Source organism: Ruegeria sp. HKCCD6426 (genome assembly GCF_057221115.1).
On record NZ_JBWVBF010000003.1, the window covers coordinates 271,121 to 289,796 of the forward strand.

15 protein-coding genes are annotated in these 18,676 nt (G+C 56.7%); 8 read left to right on the plus strand and 7 right to left on the minus strand.

The annotated features are described in order from the left end of the window. Positions 1 to 5: 5 nt before the first annotated feature. Positions 6 to 1,076, minus strand: a complete 1,071-nt coding sequence (locus tag AC2TDA_RS10155) for a site-2 protease family protein (RefSeq protein ID WP_480879166.1) — start codon at positions 1,074 to 1,076, stop codon at positions 6 to 8. An 18-nt stretch (positions 1,077 to 1,094) separates the two neighbouring features. Then, entirely contained in the window at positions 1,095 to 1,598 is a 504-nt protein-coding gene (ssb, locus tag AC2TDA_RS10160) for a single-stranded DNA-binding protein (RefSeq protein ID WP_480845815.1), read from the minus strand. Positions 1,599 to 1,805: 207 nt separating this feature from the next. On the opposite strand from ssb, the gene AC2TDA_RS10165 reads away from it, so the two are divergent. Further along, positions 1,806 to 2,384, plus strand: a complete 579-nt coding sequence (locus tag AC2TDA_RS10165) for a lytic transglycosylase domain-containing protein (protein WP_480845813.1) — start codon at positions 1,806 to 1,808, stop codon at positions 2,382 to 2,384. A 66-nt stretch (positions 2,385 to 2,450) separates the two neighbouring features. On the opposite strand, the gene AC2TDA_RS10170 is transcribed toward AC2TDA_RS10165, so the two are convergent. From AC2TDA_RS10170 to miaA, 5 genes are all read right to left on the minus strand, one after another. Continuing rightward, positions 2,451 to 4,538, minus strand: coding sequence for a dipeptide ABC transporter ATP-binding protein (locus AC2TDA_RS10170; protein ID WP_480879169.1), 2,088 nt, complete (start codon positions 4,536 to 4,538; stop codon positions 2,451 to 2,453). Between the two features lie 95 nt (positions 4,539 to 4,633). Next, complete coding sequence (locus tag AC2TDA_RS10175) at positions 4,634 to 6,097, minus strand: ABC transporter permease (protein ID WP_480845810.1); 1,464 nt, start codon at positions 6,095 to 6,097, stop codon at positions 4,634 to 4,636. Between the two features lie 12 nt (positions 6,098 to 6,109). Then, entirely contained in the window at positions 6,110 to 7,156 is a 1,047-nt protein-coding gene (locus AC2TDA_RS10180; protein WP_480845808.1) for an ABC transporter permease, read from the minus strand. Positions 7,157 to 7,291: 135 nt separating this feature from the next. Next, positions 7,292 to 8,962 carry an ABC transporter substrate-binding protein gene (locus AC2TDA_RS10185; protein WP_480845807.1) on the minus strand — a complete coding sequence of 557 codons (1,671 nt, stop codon included), beginning with the start codon at positions 8,960 to 8,962 and terminating at the stop codon, positions 7,292 to 7,294. A 341-nt stretch (positions 8,963 to 9,303) separates the two neighbouring features. Continuing rightward, positions 9,304 to 10,197 (minus strand): tRNA (adenosine(37)-N6)-dimethylallyltransferase MiaA, encoded by an 894-nt coding sequence (gene miaA, locus AC2TDA_RS10190; protein WP_480879171.1) that lies wholly within the window; start codon positions 10,195 to 10,197, stop codon positions 9,304 to 9,306. Between the two features lie 97 nt (positions 10,198 to 10,294). Here miaA and pyrH point away from each other — a divergent pair, with 97 nt between their 5' ends. From pyrH to AC2TDA_RS10225, 7 genes are all read left to right on the plus strand, one after another. After that, the gene (gene pyrH / locus AC2TDA_RS10195; protein WP_480879172.1) at positions 10,295 to 11,047 is read left to right on the plus strand and encodes a UMP kinase; all 753 of its coding nucleotides are present in this window, start codon (positions 10,295 to 10,297) and stop codon (positions 11,045 to 11,047) included. Positions 11,048 to 11,260: 213 nt separating this feature from the next. Next, positions 11,261 to 12,847: a BCCT family transporter gene (locus AC2TDA_RS10200; protein WP_480845804.1), complete on the plus strand. Its 1,587-nt coding sequence runs from the start codon at positions 11,261 to 11,263 to the stop codon at positions 12,845 to 12,847. A gap of 197 nt (positions 12,848 to 13,044) precedes the next feature. Continuing rightward, entirely contained in the window at positions 13,045 to 14,271 is a 1,227-nt protein-coding gene (locus AC2TDA_RS10205; RefSeq protein WP_480879173.1) for an aminotransferase class V-fold PLP-dependent enzyme, read from the plus strand. A gap of 48 nt (positions 14,272 to 14,319) precedes the next feature. Then, complete coding sequence (locus AC2TDA_RS10210; protein WP_480879174.1) at positions 14,320 to 15,744, plus strand: cryptochrome/photolyase family protein; 1,425 nt, start codon at positions 14,320 to 14,322, stop codon at positions 15,742 to 15,744. Between the two features lie 69 nt (positions 15,745 to 15,813). Further along, on the plus strand, positions 15,814 to 17,022 hold the full coding sequence (locus tag AC2TDA_RS10215; protein ID WP_480879175.1) for a class I SAM-dependent methyltransferase: 1,209 nt from the start codon (positions 15,814 to 15,816) through the stop codon (positions 17,020 to 17,022). Positions 17,023 to 17,039: 17 nt separating this feature from the next. Then, positions 17,040 to 17,480: a TrgA family protein gene (locus tag AC2TDA_RS10220; RefSeq protein ID WP_480845800.1), complete on the plus strand. Its 441-nt coding sequence runs from the start codon at positions 17,040 to 17,042 to the stop codon at positions 17,478 to 17,480. A gap of 30 nt (positions 17,481 to 17,510) precedes the next feature. Continuing rightward, the gene (locus AC2TDA_RS10225; protein ID WP_480879176.1) at positions 17,511 to 18,626 is read left to right on the plus strand and encodes an NUDIX domain-containing protein; all 1,116 of its coding nucleotides are present in this window, start codon (positions 17,511 to 17,513) and stop codon (positions 18,624 to 18,626) included. Positions 18,627 to 18,676: the final 50 nt, after the last annotated feature.

Sequence of the window (18,676 nt, forward strand, 5' to 3'; positions counted from 1 at the left end):
GGTGATCAGCGCCCCTGGATAACCATCAACTCGCCGATATTCTCGCGGGTGATATAGCCCACCATCTGCCCGGACTGGGTGCAGACGGCGATAGCCGGGGCACCTTTGTGCAAACCGTCCAGCACTTTGTTCAGCCCGCTGGTCAACGCGACCTGAGGAATATCGGTTTCCATAATGGATGTGGCTGGGTCAGAGCGGGGATGCTCGCCAGCCAGCGCAGCAAACAAGTGGTTTCGTGTGACGAAGCCCAGCAACGCACCATTGGCGTCGATCACAGGAAATTCGTGCTGCGTCGTGTGGATGACGGCCTGCGCCGCAGTGCTGAGCGTGTCGCCCGGCGAAAGGGCGCGAAATTCGGTGATCATCGCATCCCGCGCCATCACCCGCCGCGCGACCGAGCGCATGGCGACATCCTGGCTTTCGGCGTTGGCTGCGACAAAGACGAAAATGCCAATCAGCACGAGAATGGGGTTGGCCGTGGTCAAACCCAGAAAGCCGAGTCCAACCGCAACAAATTGTCCGGCAAAAGCTGCAATGCGCGTGGCCTTGACCCGATCCATCTTCAGGCACAACAAAGCGCGAAAAACACGACCGCCGTCCATGGGGAAAGCGGGAATCATGTTGAACACAGCCAGCAGCAAATTGACAAACGCCAGACGGCTGAGAAGATCAGCCCGGGTCGAGTCTATCTGAGCCAGAGAGTCGATCTGCGTTCCCGCCCCCAATACAACCAGAACTACCCAGATCACCACATTCACGGCAGGGCCGGCGAGGGCGACCCAGACTTCTTGCATTGGCTTTTCCGGCATCCGCTCCAGCCGCGCCAGTCCACCGATCGGCAACAGGGTGATGTCTGGTGTCTTGATGCCATAGCGCCGCGCCATCAGTGCGTGACCGAACTCGTGCGCCACTACACAGGCGAAAAGCGCCAAAACGAAAAGGATGTTGTCGATGGCTGCGGGCCAACCACCGCTGGAATAAGCTGCGTACCCGACCCATGCCAGCAGCAGGAAAAATGTGACATGGACCCTCAGTTCCGAACCGAGCAACCGGCCGAGCGAGAAGGACCATGCCATATTGTGTCTCCGAATTGGTTAGAACGGGATCTCGTCGTCGTCGATACCGCCGGATGCAGGTGCCGGAGCGCTGGACGAGCCACTGTAGGGATCGCCATACCCACCTCCGGCCTGGCCGCCACCGTAACCGCCCGACTGGCCGCCGCCGTAGCCACCACCGCCGCCTTCACCGCGGGCATCCAGCATGACCAGGGTCGAACCGAACCCTTGCAGGACTACCTCGGTCGAATAACGATCCTGGCCCGACTGATCCTGCCATTTGCGGGTCTGCAGCTGACCTTCTACATAGATCTTCGAGCCCTTGCGTAAATATTGCTCGGCTACGCGAACCAGACCTTCGTTGAAGATGGCGACCGAGTGCCATTCAGTCCGTTCGCGGCGTTCGCCGGTGTTTCTGTCTTTCCAGGTTTCCGAGGTCGCAATACGCAGGTTGCAGACCTTACCGCCGTTCTGAAATGTCCGTACCTCGGGGTCTCGGCCCAGATTTCCGACCAGAATGACCTTATTGACTGAACCCGCCATGTATTCCCTCGTTCTTTTTTGACTGGAGCGCGCCCGAATCTGACGCTGTGTTCTGCTGCCGACCCTATACGGCCTGCGTCGTGGTTAAAACACGGTTGATGAAGCAACGGTAATCGGGAAATTTTTAGTCCTCTCTTAACCAAGCTTTCATTTCTGGGCGTAATACATATAATCCGTCGAGTTAAAGAGCGAGCGGGACAGGCTTTAATGCGTTTTCTGGTTGGTGGTATTGCAGCGTTGGTTTTGGGTGCGACGTCAGGAGCGGTTGCGGCCGAAACCCTGTCTTCCAAGAGCCGCAAGGCAATTTTCCTGAAGCAAGCCAAGGTGTTGGATAGCCGTGCCGCCAGCCAGTACCGTGATTCCGAGCGTCTGAAACCGAAAACCGAACACGGCACTTTTTCAAAGCGATACACCGGGAATTATAAGGGGCAGTACCTGGAGCATGCGCGAAAAGTCGCGCGCCAGCACAACGTGCCCGAAGAGCTGTTCCTGCGCCTCGTTCAGCAGGAAAGCGGTTGGAACCCCCATGCCAAGTCACACAAAGGTGCATTGGGCTTGGCACAATTGATGCCACAGACCGCGCGGGTGCTGGGCGTTAACCCGCATGATCCAATCCAGAATCTTGAAGGCGGAGCGCGGTATCTGTCTTGGCAGTACCGCAAGTTCAAATCGTGGCGTCTTGCTTTGGCCGCGTATAACGCGGGCCCCGAAGCGGTAGAGCGACACGGCGGTGTCCCACCTTATGCCGAAACGCAGAATTACGTGAAAGTAATCTGGGGCGGATAAAACCGAGACGGAAAAAGAGAAAAAGGCTGGCATATCGCCAGCCTTTTCTCGTTGTTTTGGCCTTGGTTACTCGGCCGCGATTTTTATGACCGGCTCCATACGGGCCAGAATGTCTTCGGCGAGGTGGCATTTGACCTGATGCCCATCCACAAGCGTTTGAACCGGTGGTACATGCGACTCGCACCGTCCGTCTGGCACTTCGGATTTCCAGCGGCAACGTGTCTGGAACGGGCATCCCGGTGGCGGGTTCATGGCCGATGGAATATCGCCCTCAAGAACGATGTGCTGTTTCTCGACCGAGGTATCGGCGATGGGTACAGCGCTCAGCAACGCCTCGGTATATGGGTGATAGGGCGGGCTGAACACCTGATCAGTGGTCCCCAGTTCAACCACATGACCCAGATACATGACCATAACCCGATCGCTGAGATAACGAACGATGGACAGATCATGGCTGATAAACAGCAAAGTGGTTTTGTGTTCCCGCTGGATTTCCATCAACAGGTCGGTCACGGCAGCCTGAACTGAAACATCCAGCGCCGACACTGGCTCGTCCGCCACAACGATGCGGGCGTCGCCCGCAAAGGCGCGTGCAATACCCACACGCTGCTTTTGACCACCTGACAGCTGGCGCGGCATCCGATCAGCAAAGGCGCGCGGCAGCTTCACCAGATCCAGTAGTTCCAGCATCCGCTTTTTGCGCTCGGCTTCTGAATTGCCAACGCCGAAGATTTCCAGCGCTCGGATGATCTGGCGGCCAACGGTCATAGAGGGGTTCAGCGTGTCGAACGGATTCTGGAACACCATCTGCACTTCTCCGACCGTCTTGGCGTCCCGTTCTTCAATTGGCACGTCCTCGATATTGCGGTTATCCAAAAGGATTTGGCCGTCCGTGGCCGTTTCAAGCCCCATCAGAACCTTGGCGAAGGTGGACTTGCCGCACCCGGATTCACCCACAATAGCCAGCGTTTCAGATTCATGGGCTTCGAAACTCAGCGTCTCGTTAGCTTTGACAACTTTCTTCTCGCCGCCGCCAAACAGAGCGTTCGCCGCAACCTCATAGTATTTCTTGAGGTTGTCCATCTTCAGAACCGTCCGGCCAATCTCGCCTTTTTCCTTCTGGTCCGCGAGCGTAATCGGGGCGTTCCAGTCGATTTCCTGGAACTTGAGGCAGCGCGTGTGGTGCCGGTCGTTGCCTGGAACGGCCTGCATTAGGATGTCCTGCGAGTCACAGCGCCCCTCTTCGAAGTAGTCGCAGCGGGGTCCAAAGTTACACCCCGGCGGGCGTTCGTGGGGCAGAGGGAAGTTCCCTGGAATGGCCACCAGAGGGCGCGAGTTCTTGTCAGCGCCCGGAAGCGGGATCGAGCGGAACAGCGCCTGTGTATAGGGGTGCTGCATCTCGTCGAACACGTCGTGGATCGAACCGCGTTCTACCGCTTCGCCCGAATACATCACGCATAGCCGGTCGCAGGTTTCCAGAACCAGACCCAGATTGTGGGAGATGAACAGCATCGACGTGCCGTATTTCTTGCCCAGGTCTCTGACCAGTTCGACCACGGCGGCTTCGACGGTCACGTCCAGCGCGGTTGTCGGCTCGTCAAGGATCAGTAGTGCCGGCTTAGACATCAATGCCATCGCGATCACGATCCGCTGCTGCTGACCACCTGACAATTGGTGCGGAAAGCTGTTCAGCATCCGCTCAGGGTCGGGCAGGCGCACATCGGTCACCACTTCCAGAGCACGGGCATAGGCCTCGTCCTGACTGACGCCTTCGTGGATCATCGGCACTTCCATCAGCTGCTTGCCGATCTTCATCGCCGGGTTCAACGAAGCCATCGGCTCCTGATAAATCATCGCGATTTCGTTGCCGCGGATGTCGCGCAGCTCCTCGGAGCTCATCTCGGCCAGATCTCGACCCTTGAACTTGATCGTGCCGCCCACAACCCGACCGTTCTTGCCAAGGTCCTGCATGACACCCAGTGCAACGGTCGACTTCCCGCATCCGGATTCGCCAACAAGCCCAACGGCTTCGCCGGGTTGCACGCTGACGGAAAAATCCATCACGGCGGGGATTTCCCGCAGGCGGGTGAAAAAAGAGATCGACAGCTTATCGATCTCAAGGATCGGGCCGTCATATTCCGCCATTTTGCTCATCTTGTTCTCCCTGTCGGCGCAAAGAAAAGGATTTCTTTTCATCTGGCCAAATATATCTCGGGGGTCGGGGGGCTGGCCCCCCGACCTCGATCACATCAGTCCTTCAAACTTTCCTCTCGCAGGCCGTCGGCCAGCAGGTTCAGACCCAGAACCAGAGACAACAAGGCAAAGGCAGGCGGAAGGGCAGGGTGCAGGTAGATCGACAGAAGCTTGCGCCCTTCGTTAATCGTCGAACCCCAATCCGGGCTTTCCGGAGGAAGACCCAGGCCAAAGAAACCCAAGGTACCCAGAAGGATGGTGGTGTAACCGATCCGCAAACAGAAATCGACGATCAGAGGGCCACGAGCGTTGGGCAGGATTTCCCACAGCATGATGTACCATGGGCCCTCACCGCGGGTTTGCGCTGCAGCTACGTAGTCGCGTGTTTTGATGTCCAGCGCCAGACCGCGCACGATGCGGAACACCGTGGGTGAGTTGACGAAGACCACCGAGACAAAGACCACGAGAATGCCACCGGGGATATCGAACAGATCCAGGTAGGTCGGCAGGCCCCAAATCCTGTAGTCATCGGTGTCGATAATATACCCGCCGCTCGAGATCAGCGACAGGTACAACCAGATCGCCACTCCCAATACCCCAATCAGCAGCGGCGTGCGGAAATTCGGTCGCGTGTAGTAGCGTGAATTCAGCAGAACACCGATGAAGAGGATCGGAAAGACGAATAGCACAGCAGCCATGTAGTTCGGCACACCCGTGGCCACGATCTCTGGTGTCACCAGCAGGTAGAACAGCAGAATAACCGGGAAGGCCAGGATCAGGTTGGCAAGGAAGGACAGGAAGGTGTCCAAACGACCACCATAATATCCCGCGGGCAAGCCCAGCGTGATACCGACCATGAAGGCAAACAGCGTTGCAAGCGGGGCAATCTGCACCACGATCCAAGCGCCTTTCACCATCCGGCTAAAGACGTCACGGGCAAGATTGTCACCACCCAGAAGATACCAGGCAAACTCGCCATCTTTCGGGCTTGGCAACGGTGTTCCAGGCAACTTGTTCTTCATGCCCGAGATTTGGGTCAGCGGATCATGGGTCACGATAAGATCAAGGGCTCCGAAAACGCCGGTAAAAACCCAGAACATGACAAGCCCGAACCCAATCATACCAATCGGGCTGTCATACAATTTGCCGTACAGACCCAGCCGTCGCTTGAAGGCTATGGACATGGCAAACATTATGATCAGCGACAACCAGACGGGCAGGAATTGCTGGGAAATCGCCCCAATAATGCCTGCGCCAGTGCCCATCACGATACCCAGGATCAGATAGGCCAACGCCAGTCCAACACAGGCCATGAAACTGAAGCGCAGGGCTAGGTTGGTCAACCCGCGGACACCGCCGCTGGCCGCAATCGATCCATCGGAATTGATAATGACCTGCTCTTCGGGCAGAAAAATGCTGCCGATGATCCAGATCAGGATGGACAGCAGCAGCGCCGCCAACGCAATCATCAGCAAGGGGTTGAGAAAGGCGATAGAGCCGGTCCAGCTAAGAGGTTCCATGTTCTATCTCCCTTACGAAATGCGGATGCGCGGGTTGAGGTAGACATAGCCGATATCCGAGATCAGCTGCGTCACCAGCACCACAAAGACCGACACGACCGAAATCGCCAGCAGCAGCTGGATGTCATTGTTGCCTGCCGCCTGCACCAGCGCCCAGCCAAAGCCCTTGTAGTTGAACAGGGTCTCGACGATGACCACACCATTCAGCAGCCATGGGAACTGCAGCATGATGACGGTGAAGGGCGCGATCAGCGCATTGCGAAGCGCGTGTTTCATGACGATGTTGGGGAACGAAACCCCTTTCAGACGCGCGGTCCGGATGTATTGAGCCGTCATGACCTCGGTCATCGAGGCTCGGGTCATCCGGGCGATATACCCCATCCCGTACAGTGCAATGGTCAGCACTGGCAGAAAGAAGTTCTCGAAGGTCGGATTGTCCATCGCTTGTGTCGCCGTGCCCTTGAACCATTTCAGGCCAACGGTCGAGGACGTGAAGATCGCGATAAAGATAACACCGGACACGTATTCAGGTGTCGCCGTCGTTATGATCGAAAACGTGGACAGCGAACGGTCCAGCGCTGATCCTTCGCGCATTCCGGCCAACACGCCCACCAGCAGAGCCGTGGGAACCATCAGAACCAGAACCCAGAACATCAGATACCCGGTGTTGCCTAGGCGTTTGCCGACAATACCGCCGACCTCATCCTTAAAGACTGATGAATAGCCCCAGTCGCCCTGCAGAACGCCGCAGTACTTGGGTGTGTTCTCGGGCGTCGAACCGGGTCTTGTGCAGGTTCCCACAACCTGGCCGTCGTCCAGTGTTTTCTGGAAGCCGGGCATCACACCCAGCCATTGGCCATATTTGATTAGGGTGGGTTGAAGGTAGCCGCGATTGCCCAGCCAGGTTTCGACCTGTTCGTCGGACATCCGCTGGTTGCCCTGCGTTTTGGCAAGCTTTTCGAGGTTCGGGTAGAGATTGGTCAGAAAAAAGACCACGAAAGTCAGACATAATGCTGTCAACAGCATGACGCCGAACCGTCGGAGGATGAATAGTCCCATGATGGCCCCTGTTGTTCGGGTGTTCCGCAGATCATTGGACCATTATCTGGCCTCGGACGTCCGACCCCGCGTCGGCAAGTCTGCGGCTGGAAAGGGGCGCCCGATACAGGCGCCCCTATGTGGTTTGAGCAGGTATTAAGCCGCCCAGCCCCACTTGTAGTGGTGGTGTTCGAAAGTCACGTGCATGTCGGTTCCGACAAGACCTTCTTTCATGTGACGGTACAGCGAACGCCAGTATGGCTGGATCGTAACCGCATCTTCCTGCAGCAGAGCTTCGCCACGGGCCATGACCTCGCGACGCTGGTCCGCGTCAGCGATGGCCAGGGCCTCGTCCAGGATGGCGTCGAACTCGGGGCTCGCGTAACCGAACTCGTTCCAGGCTTCACCCGAGCGATAGGCCAGCGCCCAAATCTGAACACCCAGCGGACGCGGGTTCCAGTTGGTCGAGCTGTACGGATACTTCGCCCAGTCGTTCCAGAACGTGTTGCCCGGCAGAACGGTCCGTTTCACGTTGATGCCCGCGTCGCGCAGCTGCGCGGCTACGGCATCGGTGGTGTTGCGGCGCCAGTCGTCGTCGATCGAGATGATCTCATGTTCGAAATCGCCGTAACCGGCTTCGTCCATCAGTGCTTTCGCGGCTGCCGGGTCGACTTTCTGCGGTGGCAGCTCGGCATATTCAGGATGCAACGGAGCAACATGGTGGTTTTCCGCAGGTGCGCCGCGACCGCCATAGCCCAGTTCCAGACAGATGGAATTGTCGACGGCCATCTGAAGCGCCTGGCGAACGCGCTTGTCCGCATAGGGCTGCTTGCCATCGATTTCGGCCAGCTGGTTGGTGCGGATAACGATAGTCGCCGCAGTCACCACTTCGGACTTCACGTAGCCGAGGCCGTCCATGACGTCGATGAATTCACCCACCGATTCATAGAGCATGTCGACTTCGTCGGATTCCAAAGCTGCCAGCCACGCCGACGGGTCCGTGCCGTAATCGATGTACTCGATGCGATCCAGAGCCGGGCGGCCAAAGACTTCATCACCCCACCAGGTGTGATTGTCGTTGCGTACGAGAACGGCCTTTACGCCGACCTCGAGCTCGTCAATCAGGTAGGGGCCGGTGCCCACATTGTTCAACAGGTCTGTTTCGCTGAACGAGCTGTGAACGATCGCACCCGGATAGTCGGCCATGCCTGGAATAAGCGTGATATCGGGCTTCGGCAGGTTCAGTTTAACCGTCGTCGCATCGACGACTTCGATTACACCATCACCGGCTTGTCCGGAATCTGCATCGATCAGCGTGGCGAAACGCCCTGCCATCGAGTTGGTCTCCGAGCTCTTGTCGCACCAACGGGCAATGTTGCGAGCCACGTCGTCGGCAGTGAAATCGTCACCGTTGTTCCACTTGACGCCTGGACGAACCTTCAGCGTGTAAACAGTGGCGTCGTCGTTGACTTCCCATCCGTCCAGCAGCATGCCGCGGAACGATCCGTCCGAGTTGTACTCGACCAGATATTCCAGCGTGCCACGCGACACGTTGGCGATTTGCGACCAGTCATAGGTGCGCGGGTCTTTCAAGGCGCGAACTTCCTGCTGCACGCGCAGGACACCGCCTTCTTTCTTGGGCGCGTCTCCTGCTGCAAGAGCAGGAGTTGGCAGGCCGATCAGGCCATACGCCGCGGCTGCAGTAACACCAAGGCTGGTTGCGCGGGTCAGGAACTCGCGGCGGCTTAGCTTGCCGTCGCGATACTCCTGGGCGTGCATCTCGGCCGCCCAGTGCACCTGATCTTCGGTGGATTGCTGATTACTCATGGATGTCTCCCTGTGACACTGTATTTTCGTTGATTACTTTTTGCGCTACGCGGCCCGGGCAGGGCCGGGGCATAGGGCTTTGGGCATTCTTTTTTGGATTCTGTACATCCCCATGGCATCATTCCGCACCAGTTTTGGGGCTAGGTCAATGTTCGAAATCGTCATTCGGAGTACAAAAGCGACATTCGTGCGAAAAGTCAGGCATGCACGGATTCACGAATTTGCACTGAATACGCCAGATAAACACTTCCTTGAAGATCGGAACGCTCCGGACGCATCCAAATTATAAGCTCATATTTTCATGGGGTTTTTAAAGGTTACAACCGACTGTGACATTCGAATCAGTATGCAGTGTCGATCCGATTCCAGTGTTTCATCCTCGCCCGAAACCATGTGCGCTGTCGTTTCGCGAATTGCCGGGTCGAAATCGTGGCCTTTTCTCGTGCTTGGTCCAGAGTCATCTGGCCCGCCAGATGGGCCATCAATTCGGGAACGCCAATGGCCTTACAAGCGGGCAAAACGGGGTCATACTTATCCCGCATTGCTGCCACTTCGTCCAATGCGCCAAGGGAAAGCATCTGGTCAAACCGACGGTTGATCCGGTCTTCAAGCCAGCTTTTGTCAACATCGAAAACGACAGGCACAGTGTTCGCCAAAGCTAAAGTCGGGGGCGGAGTGTCCTCTTGCCAAGCGGCAAGGGGCCGACCGGTTGCTGTCTGCACTTCCCATGCTCGTTGCACACGAGCCCGGTTATTGGCGTCCAGGCGCTTCAGAGTCTCGGCGTCTAATGCGTCGATCAGCGTCTGCAAGGACAATTGATCAGCTTGAAACCTGACCTCGGGCGGGGTGGCCGGAATATCGGCCATTCCTTCGGTCAGCGCAGTGAAATAAAGACCCGTTCCACCCACAATGATCGGGCGCGGGCCGTCTGACAGCAAAGGCGTGACCTCGCGGAGCCAATGGCCGGCAGAATAGGTTTGGTCAAAAGCGACGTGGCCGTACAGCTTGTGTGGTGCTCGAGTTTCATCCTCGGCGGATGGGCGCGCTGAAATGACCCGCCAGCAATCGTAGACCTGACTGGCATCGGCATTCACGATGATACCGCCATGACGTTCCGCGATTTGCAGGGCCAGTTCAGATTTACCCGATGCGGTCGGGCCCGCGATGAGCACAGGTATGTCGTCCGGAATTTCGGGCAGGCGGTCCAAAAGCCGTGTTGCTGAGGTGTCGGCCATGTGTGGTTGCCTTATTCCTTACCATCCGCATTGAACCTGCGCGGTTTTTGCTTCATTTTGCGCCGGAAAATAACCCCGTGCCAGCCCGGAGCGCAATATGAGCCTTTCCCAAACTACCGAGACCACCGAAAGCCCGAAGACTACATATAGCAGGGTCATGTTGAAGATCTCCGGCGAGGCGCTGATGGGCGACCAGGGATTCGGGCTGCACCCGCCGACCGTTCAACGGATCGCGCAAGAGGTCAAATCCGTACATGATCTGGGTGTCGAGATTTGCATGGTAATCGGCGGCGGCAACATCTTTCGCGGACTTTCGGGCTCGGCGCAGGGGATGGAAAGAACCACAGCCGATTACATGGGGATGCTCGCAACCGTCATGAACGCGCTTGGGATGCAGTCCGCTCTGGAAGAGGTCGGGGTCTTCACCCGGGTTATTTCGGCCATTCGCATGGATGAGGTGTGCGAACCTTATATTCGCCGCCGCGCTGTGCGCCACCTCGAGAAAAAGCGGGTTTGCATTTTCGCTGCCGGAACAGGCAACCCTTATTTCACAACCGATACAGCAGCGACCCTGCGCGCCAACGAGATGGCTTGCGAGGCCATCTTCATGGGCAAGAACGGTGTAGACGGCATCTACGACAAGGACCCGAAAACAAACGCTGATGCTGTGCGCTACGACACGGTAAGCTATGACGATGTGCTGGCCAAGCGGCTACGGGTCATGGATGCGTCGGCCATTGCACTGGCCCGCGACAACAACCTGCCGCTGATCGTTTTTGGTCTGGACGAACCGGGCGGGTTCCGCGGCATCCTGGCGGGAGAGGGGACATATACCAAGGTTCAGGGCTAAACTGAATACACACAGGAATAGCGGGCCGGGTCAATTCCCCGGCCCGTTTTGCATTCGGCGCAATCCTCTTGATGAACTTGCTGCCGCGGTCCTTTCCAAACGTCGCTTTTTGGGCGAAATGTCGTTTTCGGTTAACATGATGTCTTGTCAGTCAAGCCTCTGCATTCCGCAATCCTGGATGTGAATTGTACCGAATAAGGGAAGGATGAGACTATGTCCGACAATACGGATACCGACTACGAAGTCGGTCAGGACAACGTCCAGATCATGGGTCTGGATGTCCATAATCCGGTCTTCGCCGTTTCGGGGCTTACCATCATTGCATTCGTGTTCTTCTCGCTCGTCTTTCGCGAGCAGGCGACCGAGTTCTTTGGGTGGCTTCGTCCGGCGCTGACCAGCAATTTTGACTGGGTGTTCATGATTGCAGCCAACATCTTTGTGGTGTTCTCACTGCTGCTGATCGTGACGCCCTATGGCTCGATCCGTCTGGGTGGCGACAATGCCAAACCGGATTACAGCTATGCAGGCTGGTTCTCGATGCTGTTCGCTGCAGGCATGGGCATCGGTCTGGTGTTCTGGGGTGTCGCCGAGCCGATCTCGCACTATGGATCGTCGTTGGGTGGCGTTGCAGTCGGCGAAGATGGCGTGCGTACCGACTGGGCCCCGCTGGGCGCTGGCCTGGAAGATCCCGAAGCATCCAAAAAACTGGCAATGGCGGCCACCATATTCCACTGGGGCATGCACCCTTGGGCTGTTTACGCTGTAGTGGCATTGGCGCTGGCATTCTTTAGCTTCAACCGCGGTCTTCCGCTGACCATGCGGTCTGTGTTCTACCCGCTCTTTGGTGAGGCCACATGGGGTCCGTTGGGCCATATCATCGACGTTCTCGCGGTGTTTGCGACGATCTTTGGTCTGGCAACATCACTGGGGCTGGGCGCGACGCAGGCGCTGGCTGGTCTGAACTACCTGTTCGGCGTACCGATATCAGACGGAATGAAAGTCCTGCTGATCGGCCTGATCACCGTCTTCGCGTTGATCTCGGTTGTGGCGGGTCTGGACAAGGGTGTTAAGCGTTTGTCCGAAGCGAACATGATCCTGGCGGCTGCATTGCTGTTGCTTGTTCTGATTGTGGGCCCGACGGTGGCGATCCTGACAGGGTTCTTCGACAGCATGATCGAGTATGTCATCGCACTGCCGGCTCTGTCGAACTGGGTTGGCCGCGAAGACACCAACTTCCTGCAAGGCTGGACCACCTTCTACTGGGCCTGGTGGATTTCCTGGTCGCCTTTCGTTGGCATGTTCATCGCCCGCATCTCGCGCGGTCGTACGGTGCGTGAATTCGTGACCTGTGTCATCCTGATTCCGACGGTTGTCGGGGCGCTGTGGATGAGCGTCTTTGGTGGCGCCGCACTGGATCAGGTTATGTCCGGTTCGGGCCAAGCCCTGTCGGATGCCGCGCTCGAGCTGAAGATGTTCTCCATGTTCGAACAGTTTCCAATGACCTCGTTGCTGTCTTTCGTCGGCATCATTCTGGTTGTTGTGTTCTTTGTGACCAGCTCGGATTCGGGCTCGCTGGTAATCGATACGATTACGGCTGGCGGCAAGACCGACGCGCCAACGGCACAGCGGGTTTTCTGGTGCATTCTGGAAGGCGCAATCGCGGTTGTATTGTTGCTTGGCGGTGGCCTTGGCGCGCTTCAGGCAGCGGCCATCGCAACTGGGTTCCCGTTTGCAATCGTTCTTGTTCTGATGTGCGTTTCACTGTTCATCGGGCTTGCCAATGAACGGCGTCGCAGCTGACGATCCAAGAAAGCAATAAAATGGCAAAGGCCCCGGATTTCGTCCGGGGCCTTTTTTTGCACCGCCATCGCATCGAATGTTTGCGTGTTCCGGCCTGTTTCTAACGAATTGCAAAGCTCGACCCGGCTTGACGGGGCGGGAAGGGCGCTGCTTACTGCCGGCGAAAAAAACCGAAGGAAAGTATGGAGGTCGGAGCAATGAGCTCTCTGGATATTGATTTTGTGCGAGCCCAGTTCCCGGCTTTTTCCGAATCTAGTCTGCAAGGGCAGGCATTCTTCGAAAATGCTGGTGGATCATATACTTGCAAACCGGTTATCGACAGGTTGACCCGGTTTTACACCCAGCGAAAAGTGCAACCCTATGCCCCATACGAGGCCAGCCGCCTGGGCGGGCAGGAAATGGACGAGGCGCGCTCGCGGATGGCGGCGCTGCTTGGTGTGGACAGCGATGAGCTGAGCTTTGGTCCGTCGACCACACAGAATACCTTTGTATTGGCGCAGGCCTTCCGCCAATGGATGCAACCGGGTGATGCCATCGTCGTGACAAATCAGGATCATGAGGCGAATTCCGGCCCGTGGCGGCGTCTGGCCGATGACGGCATCGAGATTCGCGAATGGCAGGTTGATCCTGAGACAGGCAGCCTAAATCCGCTGGATCTTGAGAACCTGCTGGATGAACGGGTTCGGCTGGTGTGCTTTCCGCACTGCTCGAACGTAGTGGCCGAAATCAATCCTGTGACGCAGATCACCGCGATTGCCCATGCAGCCGGCGCATTTGTCTGTGTCGACGGTGTGTCCTACGCTCCGCACGGCTTTCCCAACGTTGGTGATTTAGGGCCCGATATCTACCTGTTCTCGGCTTATAAAACCTACGGTCCGCATCAGGGTTGCATGGTAATCCGGCGCGCATTGGGAGAGTTGCTGCCCAATCAGGCACACTACTTCAACGCGGACGTTCTGTACAAGCGCTTCACGCCTGCTGGTCCGGATCATGCACAGATTGCGGCCAGTGCGGGGATGGCGGACTATATTGATCTGCTCAATGATCACCATGGCGGCCCCAAAGATGGCGCCGCCGCGCGTGGAGCTTTTGTTCACGACCTGATGCGCGCGCAGGAAGTTTCCTTGCTGCAACCGCTTTTGGATGCTGTCAAAGACCGAAATACACTGCGCCTAATAGGCCCTTCGGACGCTTCAAAGCGCGCGCCGACAGTTGCTCTGGCGTTGAATGGCCCCGCCGAACCAGTGGCAGCCGAATTGGAGAAATTCGGGATCATGGCTGGCGGTGGTGATTTTTATGCGGTTCGACCACTGACTGCGATGGGCGTTGATCCCGACCAGGGAGTATTGCGGCTAAGCTTTACACATTACACAAGCCAACAGGAAATCGATCAATTGTTAGAGGCGCTTGACCGCGTTTTGTGATCCAGTTTTCGCCCTGCCGCGTAAGTCAAAGGAAAAGGTGGGGCAAAAATGGCGGTCGATCAAACTCCGATAATTCTATGGTTCAGACGTGATCTGCGTCTGTCGGATCATCCGGCATTGGATGTCGCCGTTCGCTGTGGTCGACCTGTTCTTCCGGTTTTCATTTTGGATGATCACGCGCAGCGTCTGGGCAGCGCGCCGAAATGGCGACTGGGTTTGGGGCTCGAAGCTTTTGCCAAATCTCTTGCGCGCCGTGGTAGTCGCCTTATCCTGCGCCGAGGCGACCCGCTCGTGGTGCTGCGTGATCTGGTTGCAGAAACCGGTGCTGGCGCCGTTTACTGGTCCCGCGCCTATGATCCGTTGTCGATCGAGCGGGATAGGCGGGTCAAAACGAACTTGACTCAACAGGGTGTTCAAGCCCGGTCCTTTGCCGGTCATCTGTTGTTTGAACCCTGGCAGGTTGCCACAAAAGATGGGCAGCCTTTTCGGGTTTTCACACCTATGTGGCGTGCGGTCCAGTCCCGTGAGGTTTTGCCTCCATTACCATCTCCGTCCAAATTGATGGCCCCGTCTAGTTGGCCCGTGTCGGAGACATTGGACACATGGGATTTGTTCCGAGGCATGCAACGCGGCGGATCAATCGTTCGTCCTTTTGTCAGTCCCGGAGAGGAAGCGGCTCAGGACAAACTGGATCGGTTTCTGGATCATATCGGAACGTATTCCGAGCGGAGAGACAGGGTGGACGAAGACGGAACGTCGAACCTGTCGGAATACCTGTCTCTGGGCGAGATCAGTCCGAAGACAATCTGGCATGGAGTTCAAAGGGCCAGCGTTCTGGGCGCGCCCGGGACCGATGTGTATCTGCGACAGCTGGCGTGGCGCGAATTCGCCTACCACCTGATGTACAATTGGCCTCACATCCTGACCGACAACTGGAAGCAGGATTGGGATAGTTTACCCTGGCAAACTGATCCCGACACGCCCGAAGTAAAGGCTTGGCGGCAGGCGCGTACCGGTGTGCCTTTGGTCGATGCAGGTTTGCGTCAGATGTACGTGACCGGGCGCATGCACAACCGGGCGCGCATGGTCGTGGCCAGTTTTCTGACAAAACATCTGATGACGCATTGGCGGATCGGGATGAACTGGTTCGCCGAATGCCTGACCGACTGGGACCCGGCCGCAAACGCGATGGGTTGGCAATGGGTGGCGGGCTCGGGGCCCGATGCCGCTCCGTTTTTTCGGATTTTCAACCCTGAAACCCAGCGGAAACGGTTCGATCCGAACTCGGCCTACCTGCAGGCATGGATTGCCGAAGGTCAGAAAAACCCGCCGGACAGTGCCTTGGCCTATTTCGACGCTGTTCCTCGGTCCTGGGGCATGAGCGCAACTGACAATTACCCTCAGCCAGTGGTTGATTTGGCCGGAGGTCGCAATCGGGCTCTGACCCTCTATCAATCCGCGAAAAACCAGTAAGGAACTGAAAACTTGCCAGAAAGAAAATCCCGTCTTAGCCTAAATACAGGACCACAAAGGGGAGAGCGGATGGTTCTGACTACCACGGACGGGCAGGAAAACCTGCCAAGATATTTCGCACAAGTGTTCAAGATGATCACGCGGATCAACTGTGGGCAGCTGGATATTGCATTGCCGGACGGTCGTGTATTTCGGGCTAAAGCGCCCGATCCGGGCCCAGTCGCGCGCGTGGATATACACGATCCCGAAGTCTTTGCCCGCCTTGTACGAGAAGGTGAGCTTGGGTTCTCCGATGCCTATCTAGAAGGTGAATGGAGCACTCCGGATTTGCGGTCATTCATGGATCTGGTGCACCTGGGCACGGAAACGGTCTATGACGACTTTACCGGAAAATTCCTGGTCCGGGCTTATGAAAGATTGCGTTTCTGGTTGCATCGCAACAACCGTTCACAAGCGAAAAAAAACATCTCGTACCACTATGACCTGGGCAATGAGTTTTATGGTCTGTGGTTGGACGAAACGATGACCTATTCCAGCGCCATTTTCAAAAGCGGTCAGGAAAGCCTCGAAAACGCGCAAACCGCTAAATACGCCAGTCTGATCGACGAAATGGGCGCGCAGCCCGGCGATCACGTACTGGAAATCGGCTGCGGATGGGGCGGGTTTGCTGAGTTTGCCGCCAAAGAGCGAGGTTTGCGTGTGACCGGACTGACACTTAGCCAAGAACAGTTGAAGTTTGCGCGGGAACGCATTGAAAAAGCAGGGCTTTCCGATCAAGTTGATTTCAAGCTTCAGGATTATCGAGACGAGCGGGGGCTATATGACGGCATTGCCTCGATCGAGATGTTCGAAGCTGTTGGGCAAAAGTACTGGCCTGTCTTCTTTGATACTGTGCGCGACCGGCTGAAGCCAGGATCACAGGCAACGTTGCAGATCATCACCGTCGCTGACCACCGGTGGGATATTTACAAGAACGGCGTTGATTTCATTCAGAAATATATTTTCCCGGGAGGTATGTTGCCGGCTCCGACAGTCCTGAAAGAACATATAAGTCAGGCGGGTCTGGACGTTATCCGGTCAAAGGAATTCGGCAAAAGCTACGATCTGACCCTGCGCCGCTGGTACGATACTTTCAACGACAAATGGGATCAGATCGCGGATTTGGGCTTTGACGAGCGTTTTCGCCGCATGTGGAATTATTATTTGACCGCCTGCGGCGCAGCCTTTGACACCGGTAATTGCGATGTGACACAGATCACTATAGCGAAACCGAGTTAACGAACGGAACCTCTCGAATGCCTACTGCCACACGTCTTGTCGCCGCTGTCTGTCTTATGGTGGTGGGGTTCATTGTGTCTGGCATGATCATCGACAATGGTGAACCGGGGAAAGACTATGGCTATTTCACCTTCGTGAACATGGGTCTGGGGCTGGCCTGCGGCTGGGTCATCATGGGCAAGCGCGCTGGCCGGGGGTGGACTGCCGCCATCAACAACGGGCTGACAGGGATCGCGTCTTTAGTGTTTTGGGGCTTGTTTGTTCAGGGCACATACGAAATGTTCCGGTTGGCCATGCGAAATCGTTTCGATGGTCCATTCGAAGCGGTACTGGCCATTTTCAAACTTGGTGTGGGATTTGGTCAACAATTGTTAGTGCCGGAAATCCTTTGGACACTTGCAATCGGTGCTCTCGTAGCCGGGTTGATGTCTGAAGAAGCGTCGCGCCGCTGGCGGTAAAATCTCCTTTCAATAACGGGGCTCAAAGCTTTGCCTGATCTGTTTTTTTACGGAACACTCCGACATGTTCCCTTGCTCGAACTTGTTCTAGGTCGGGCTTCCGGCGATCTTTCCATTGCTCAGGCCACGTTGGCCGACCATTCAGTTCATGCGGTGTTGGATCAGATTTTTCCGATGATCGTCGCTGCCAAGGGCGGCACAGCAGAAGGTGTTCTGGCGCAAGGCTTGACCCAAGAAGATCTGGATCGCCTGGCCTATTACGAGGGCGGATTCGATTACGATCTGCAAACTCAATTGGTCACGCTGTCTGACGGTACAGCTCAAAACGCTCAGGTGTTTTTTCCCGAACCCGATTTGTGGCGGCCAGGTCCGCGATGGTCTCTGACCGATTGGGTCGATGCGTGGGGAGCGGTTACTTTGCTGGCCGCAGAAGAGGTGATGGCCTACTATGGCAAGGTCGATGCCGCCACAATTGCGCGTTGCTTCCCCTCCATTCGTATGCGTGCCTGGGCGAAGCTAACAGCGCGCGCTCGACGAACCGGTGACACTCGGGACACAGCGAAAGACGTTATCGTTCATAAACACCGGCGCGCATATATCGATTACTTCGGCGTTGACGAGATCGAATTGCAGCACCGACTTTATGACGGAACCATGGGGCCGACCCTTAAGCGCAGTGCATTGATGCAGGGCAGCGCGGTGATCGTGCTGCCCTATGACCCAGTTCGCGACACTGTTTTGCTGGTGGAACAGTTCCGTGCCCCGGCCTATTTGATGGATGACCCTGAACCCTGGATTTGGGAGACAATTGCCGGCATGATCGACCCCGGCGAAACACCAGAGCAAGCCGCGCATCGCGAGTCTTTGGAGGAGGCGGGTCTGGTGCTGAACGCGCTGCACTTTGCCGGCGGTGCTTATTCATCAACCGGATCTTCGACCGAATATGTTAATCTTTATGTGGGGCTTGCGGACTTGACGGAAACAGTCAGCGGCGGCGGACTGGCTTCCGAAGGCGAAGACATTCGTAGCAAAATCCTTCCATACGACGAATTTATGGAAATGGTGGATGGTCACGTTTTCAAGGACCTGCCACTGTTGGCGGCGGCGCACTGGCTGGCGCGGCACCGCGACGGATTGAGGGCATAGCTATCGCCGCTTGTGGTTATGGCGGGGCACCTGTAAATCTTCTGCGATAC

What these genes read in the sequence shown, in the direction of transcription:
- AC2TDA_RS10155 (WP_480879166.1), bottom strand. Translation starts at nt 1,076, where the DNA reads ATGGCATGGTCCTTCTCGCTCGGCCGGTTGCTCGGTTCGGAACTGAGG.
- ssb (WP_480845815.1), bottom strand. Translation starts at nt 1,598, where the DNA reads ATGGCGGGTTCAGTCAATAAGGTCATTCTGGTCGGAAATCTGGGCCGA.
- AC2TDA_RS10165 (WP_480845813.1), top strand. Translation starts at nt 1,806, where the DNA reads ATGCGTTTTCTGGTTGGTGGTATTGCAGCGTTGGTTTTGGGTGCGACG.
- AC2TDA_RS10170 (WP_480879169.1), bottom strand. Translation starts at nt 4,538, where the DNA reads ATGAGCAAAATGGCGGAATATGACGGCCCGATCCTTGAGATCGATAAG.
- AC2TDA_RS10175 (WP_480845810.1), bottom strand. Translation starts at nt 6,097, where the DNA reads ATGGAACCTCTTAGCTGGACCGGCTCTATCGCCTTTCTCAACCCCTTG.
- AC2TDA_RS10180 (WP_480845808.1), bottom strand. Translation starts at nt 7,156, where the DNA reads ATGGGACTATTCATCCTCCGACGGTTCGGCGTCATGCTGTTGACAGCA.
- AC2TDA_RS10185 (WP_480845807.1), bottom strand. Translation starts at nt 8,962, where the DNA reads ATGAGTAATCAGCAATCCACCGAAGATCAGGTGCACTGGGCGGCCGAG.
- miaA (WP_480879171.1), bottom strand. Translation starts at nt 10,197, where the DNA reads ATGGCCGACACCTCAGCAACACGGCTTTTGGACCGCCTGCCCGAAATT.
- pyrH (WP_480879172.1), top strand. Translation starts at nt 10,295, where the DNA reads ATGAGCCTTTCCCAAACTACCGAGACCACCGAAAGCCCGAAGACTACA.
- AC2TDA_RS10200 (WP_480845804.1), top strand. Translation starts at nt 11,261, where the DNA reads ATGTCCGACAATACGGATACCGACTACGAAGTCGGTCAGGACAACGTC.
- AC2TDA_RS10205 (WP_480879173.1), top strand. Translation starts at nt 13,045, where the DNA reads ATGAGCTCTCTGGATATTGATTTTGTGCGAGCCCAGTTCCCGGCTTTT.
- AC2TDA_RS10210 (WP_480879174.1), top strand. Translation starts at nt 14,320, where the DNA reads ATGGCGGTCGATCAAACTCCGATAATTCTATGGTTCAGACGTGATCTG.
- AC2TDA_RS10215 (WP_480879175.1), top strand. Translation starts at nt 15,814, where the DNA reads ATGGTTCTGACTACCACGGACGGGCAGGAAAACCTGCCAAGATATTTC.
- AC2TDA_RS10220 (WP_480845800.1), top strand. Translation starts at nt 17,040, where the DNA reads ATGCCTACTGCCACACGTCTTGTCGCCGCTGTCTGTCTTATGGTGGTG.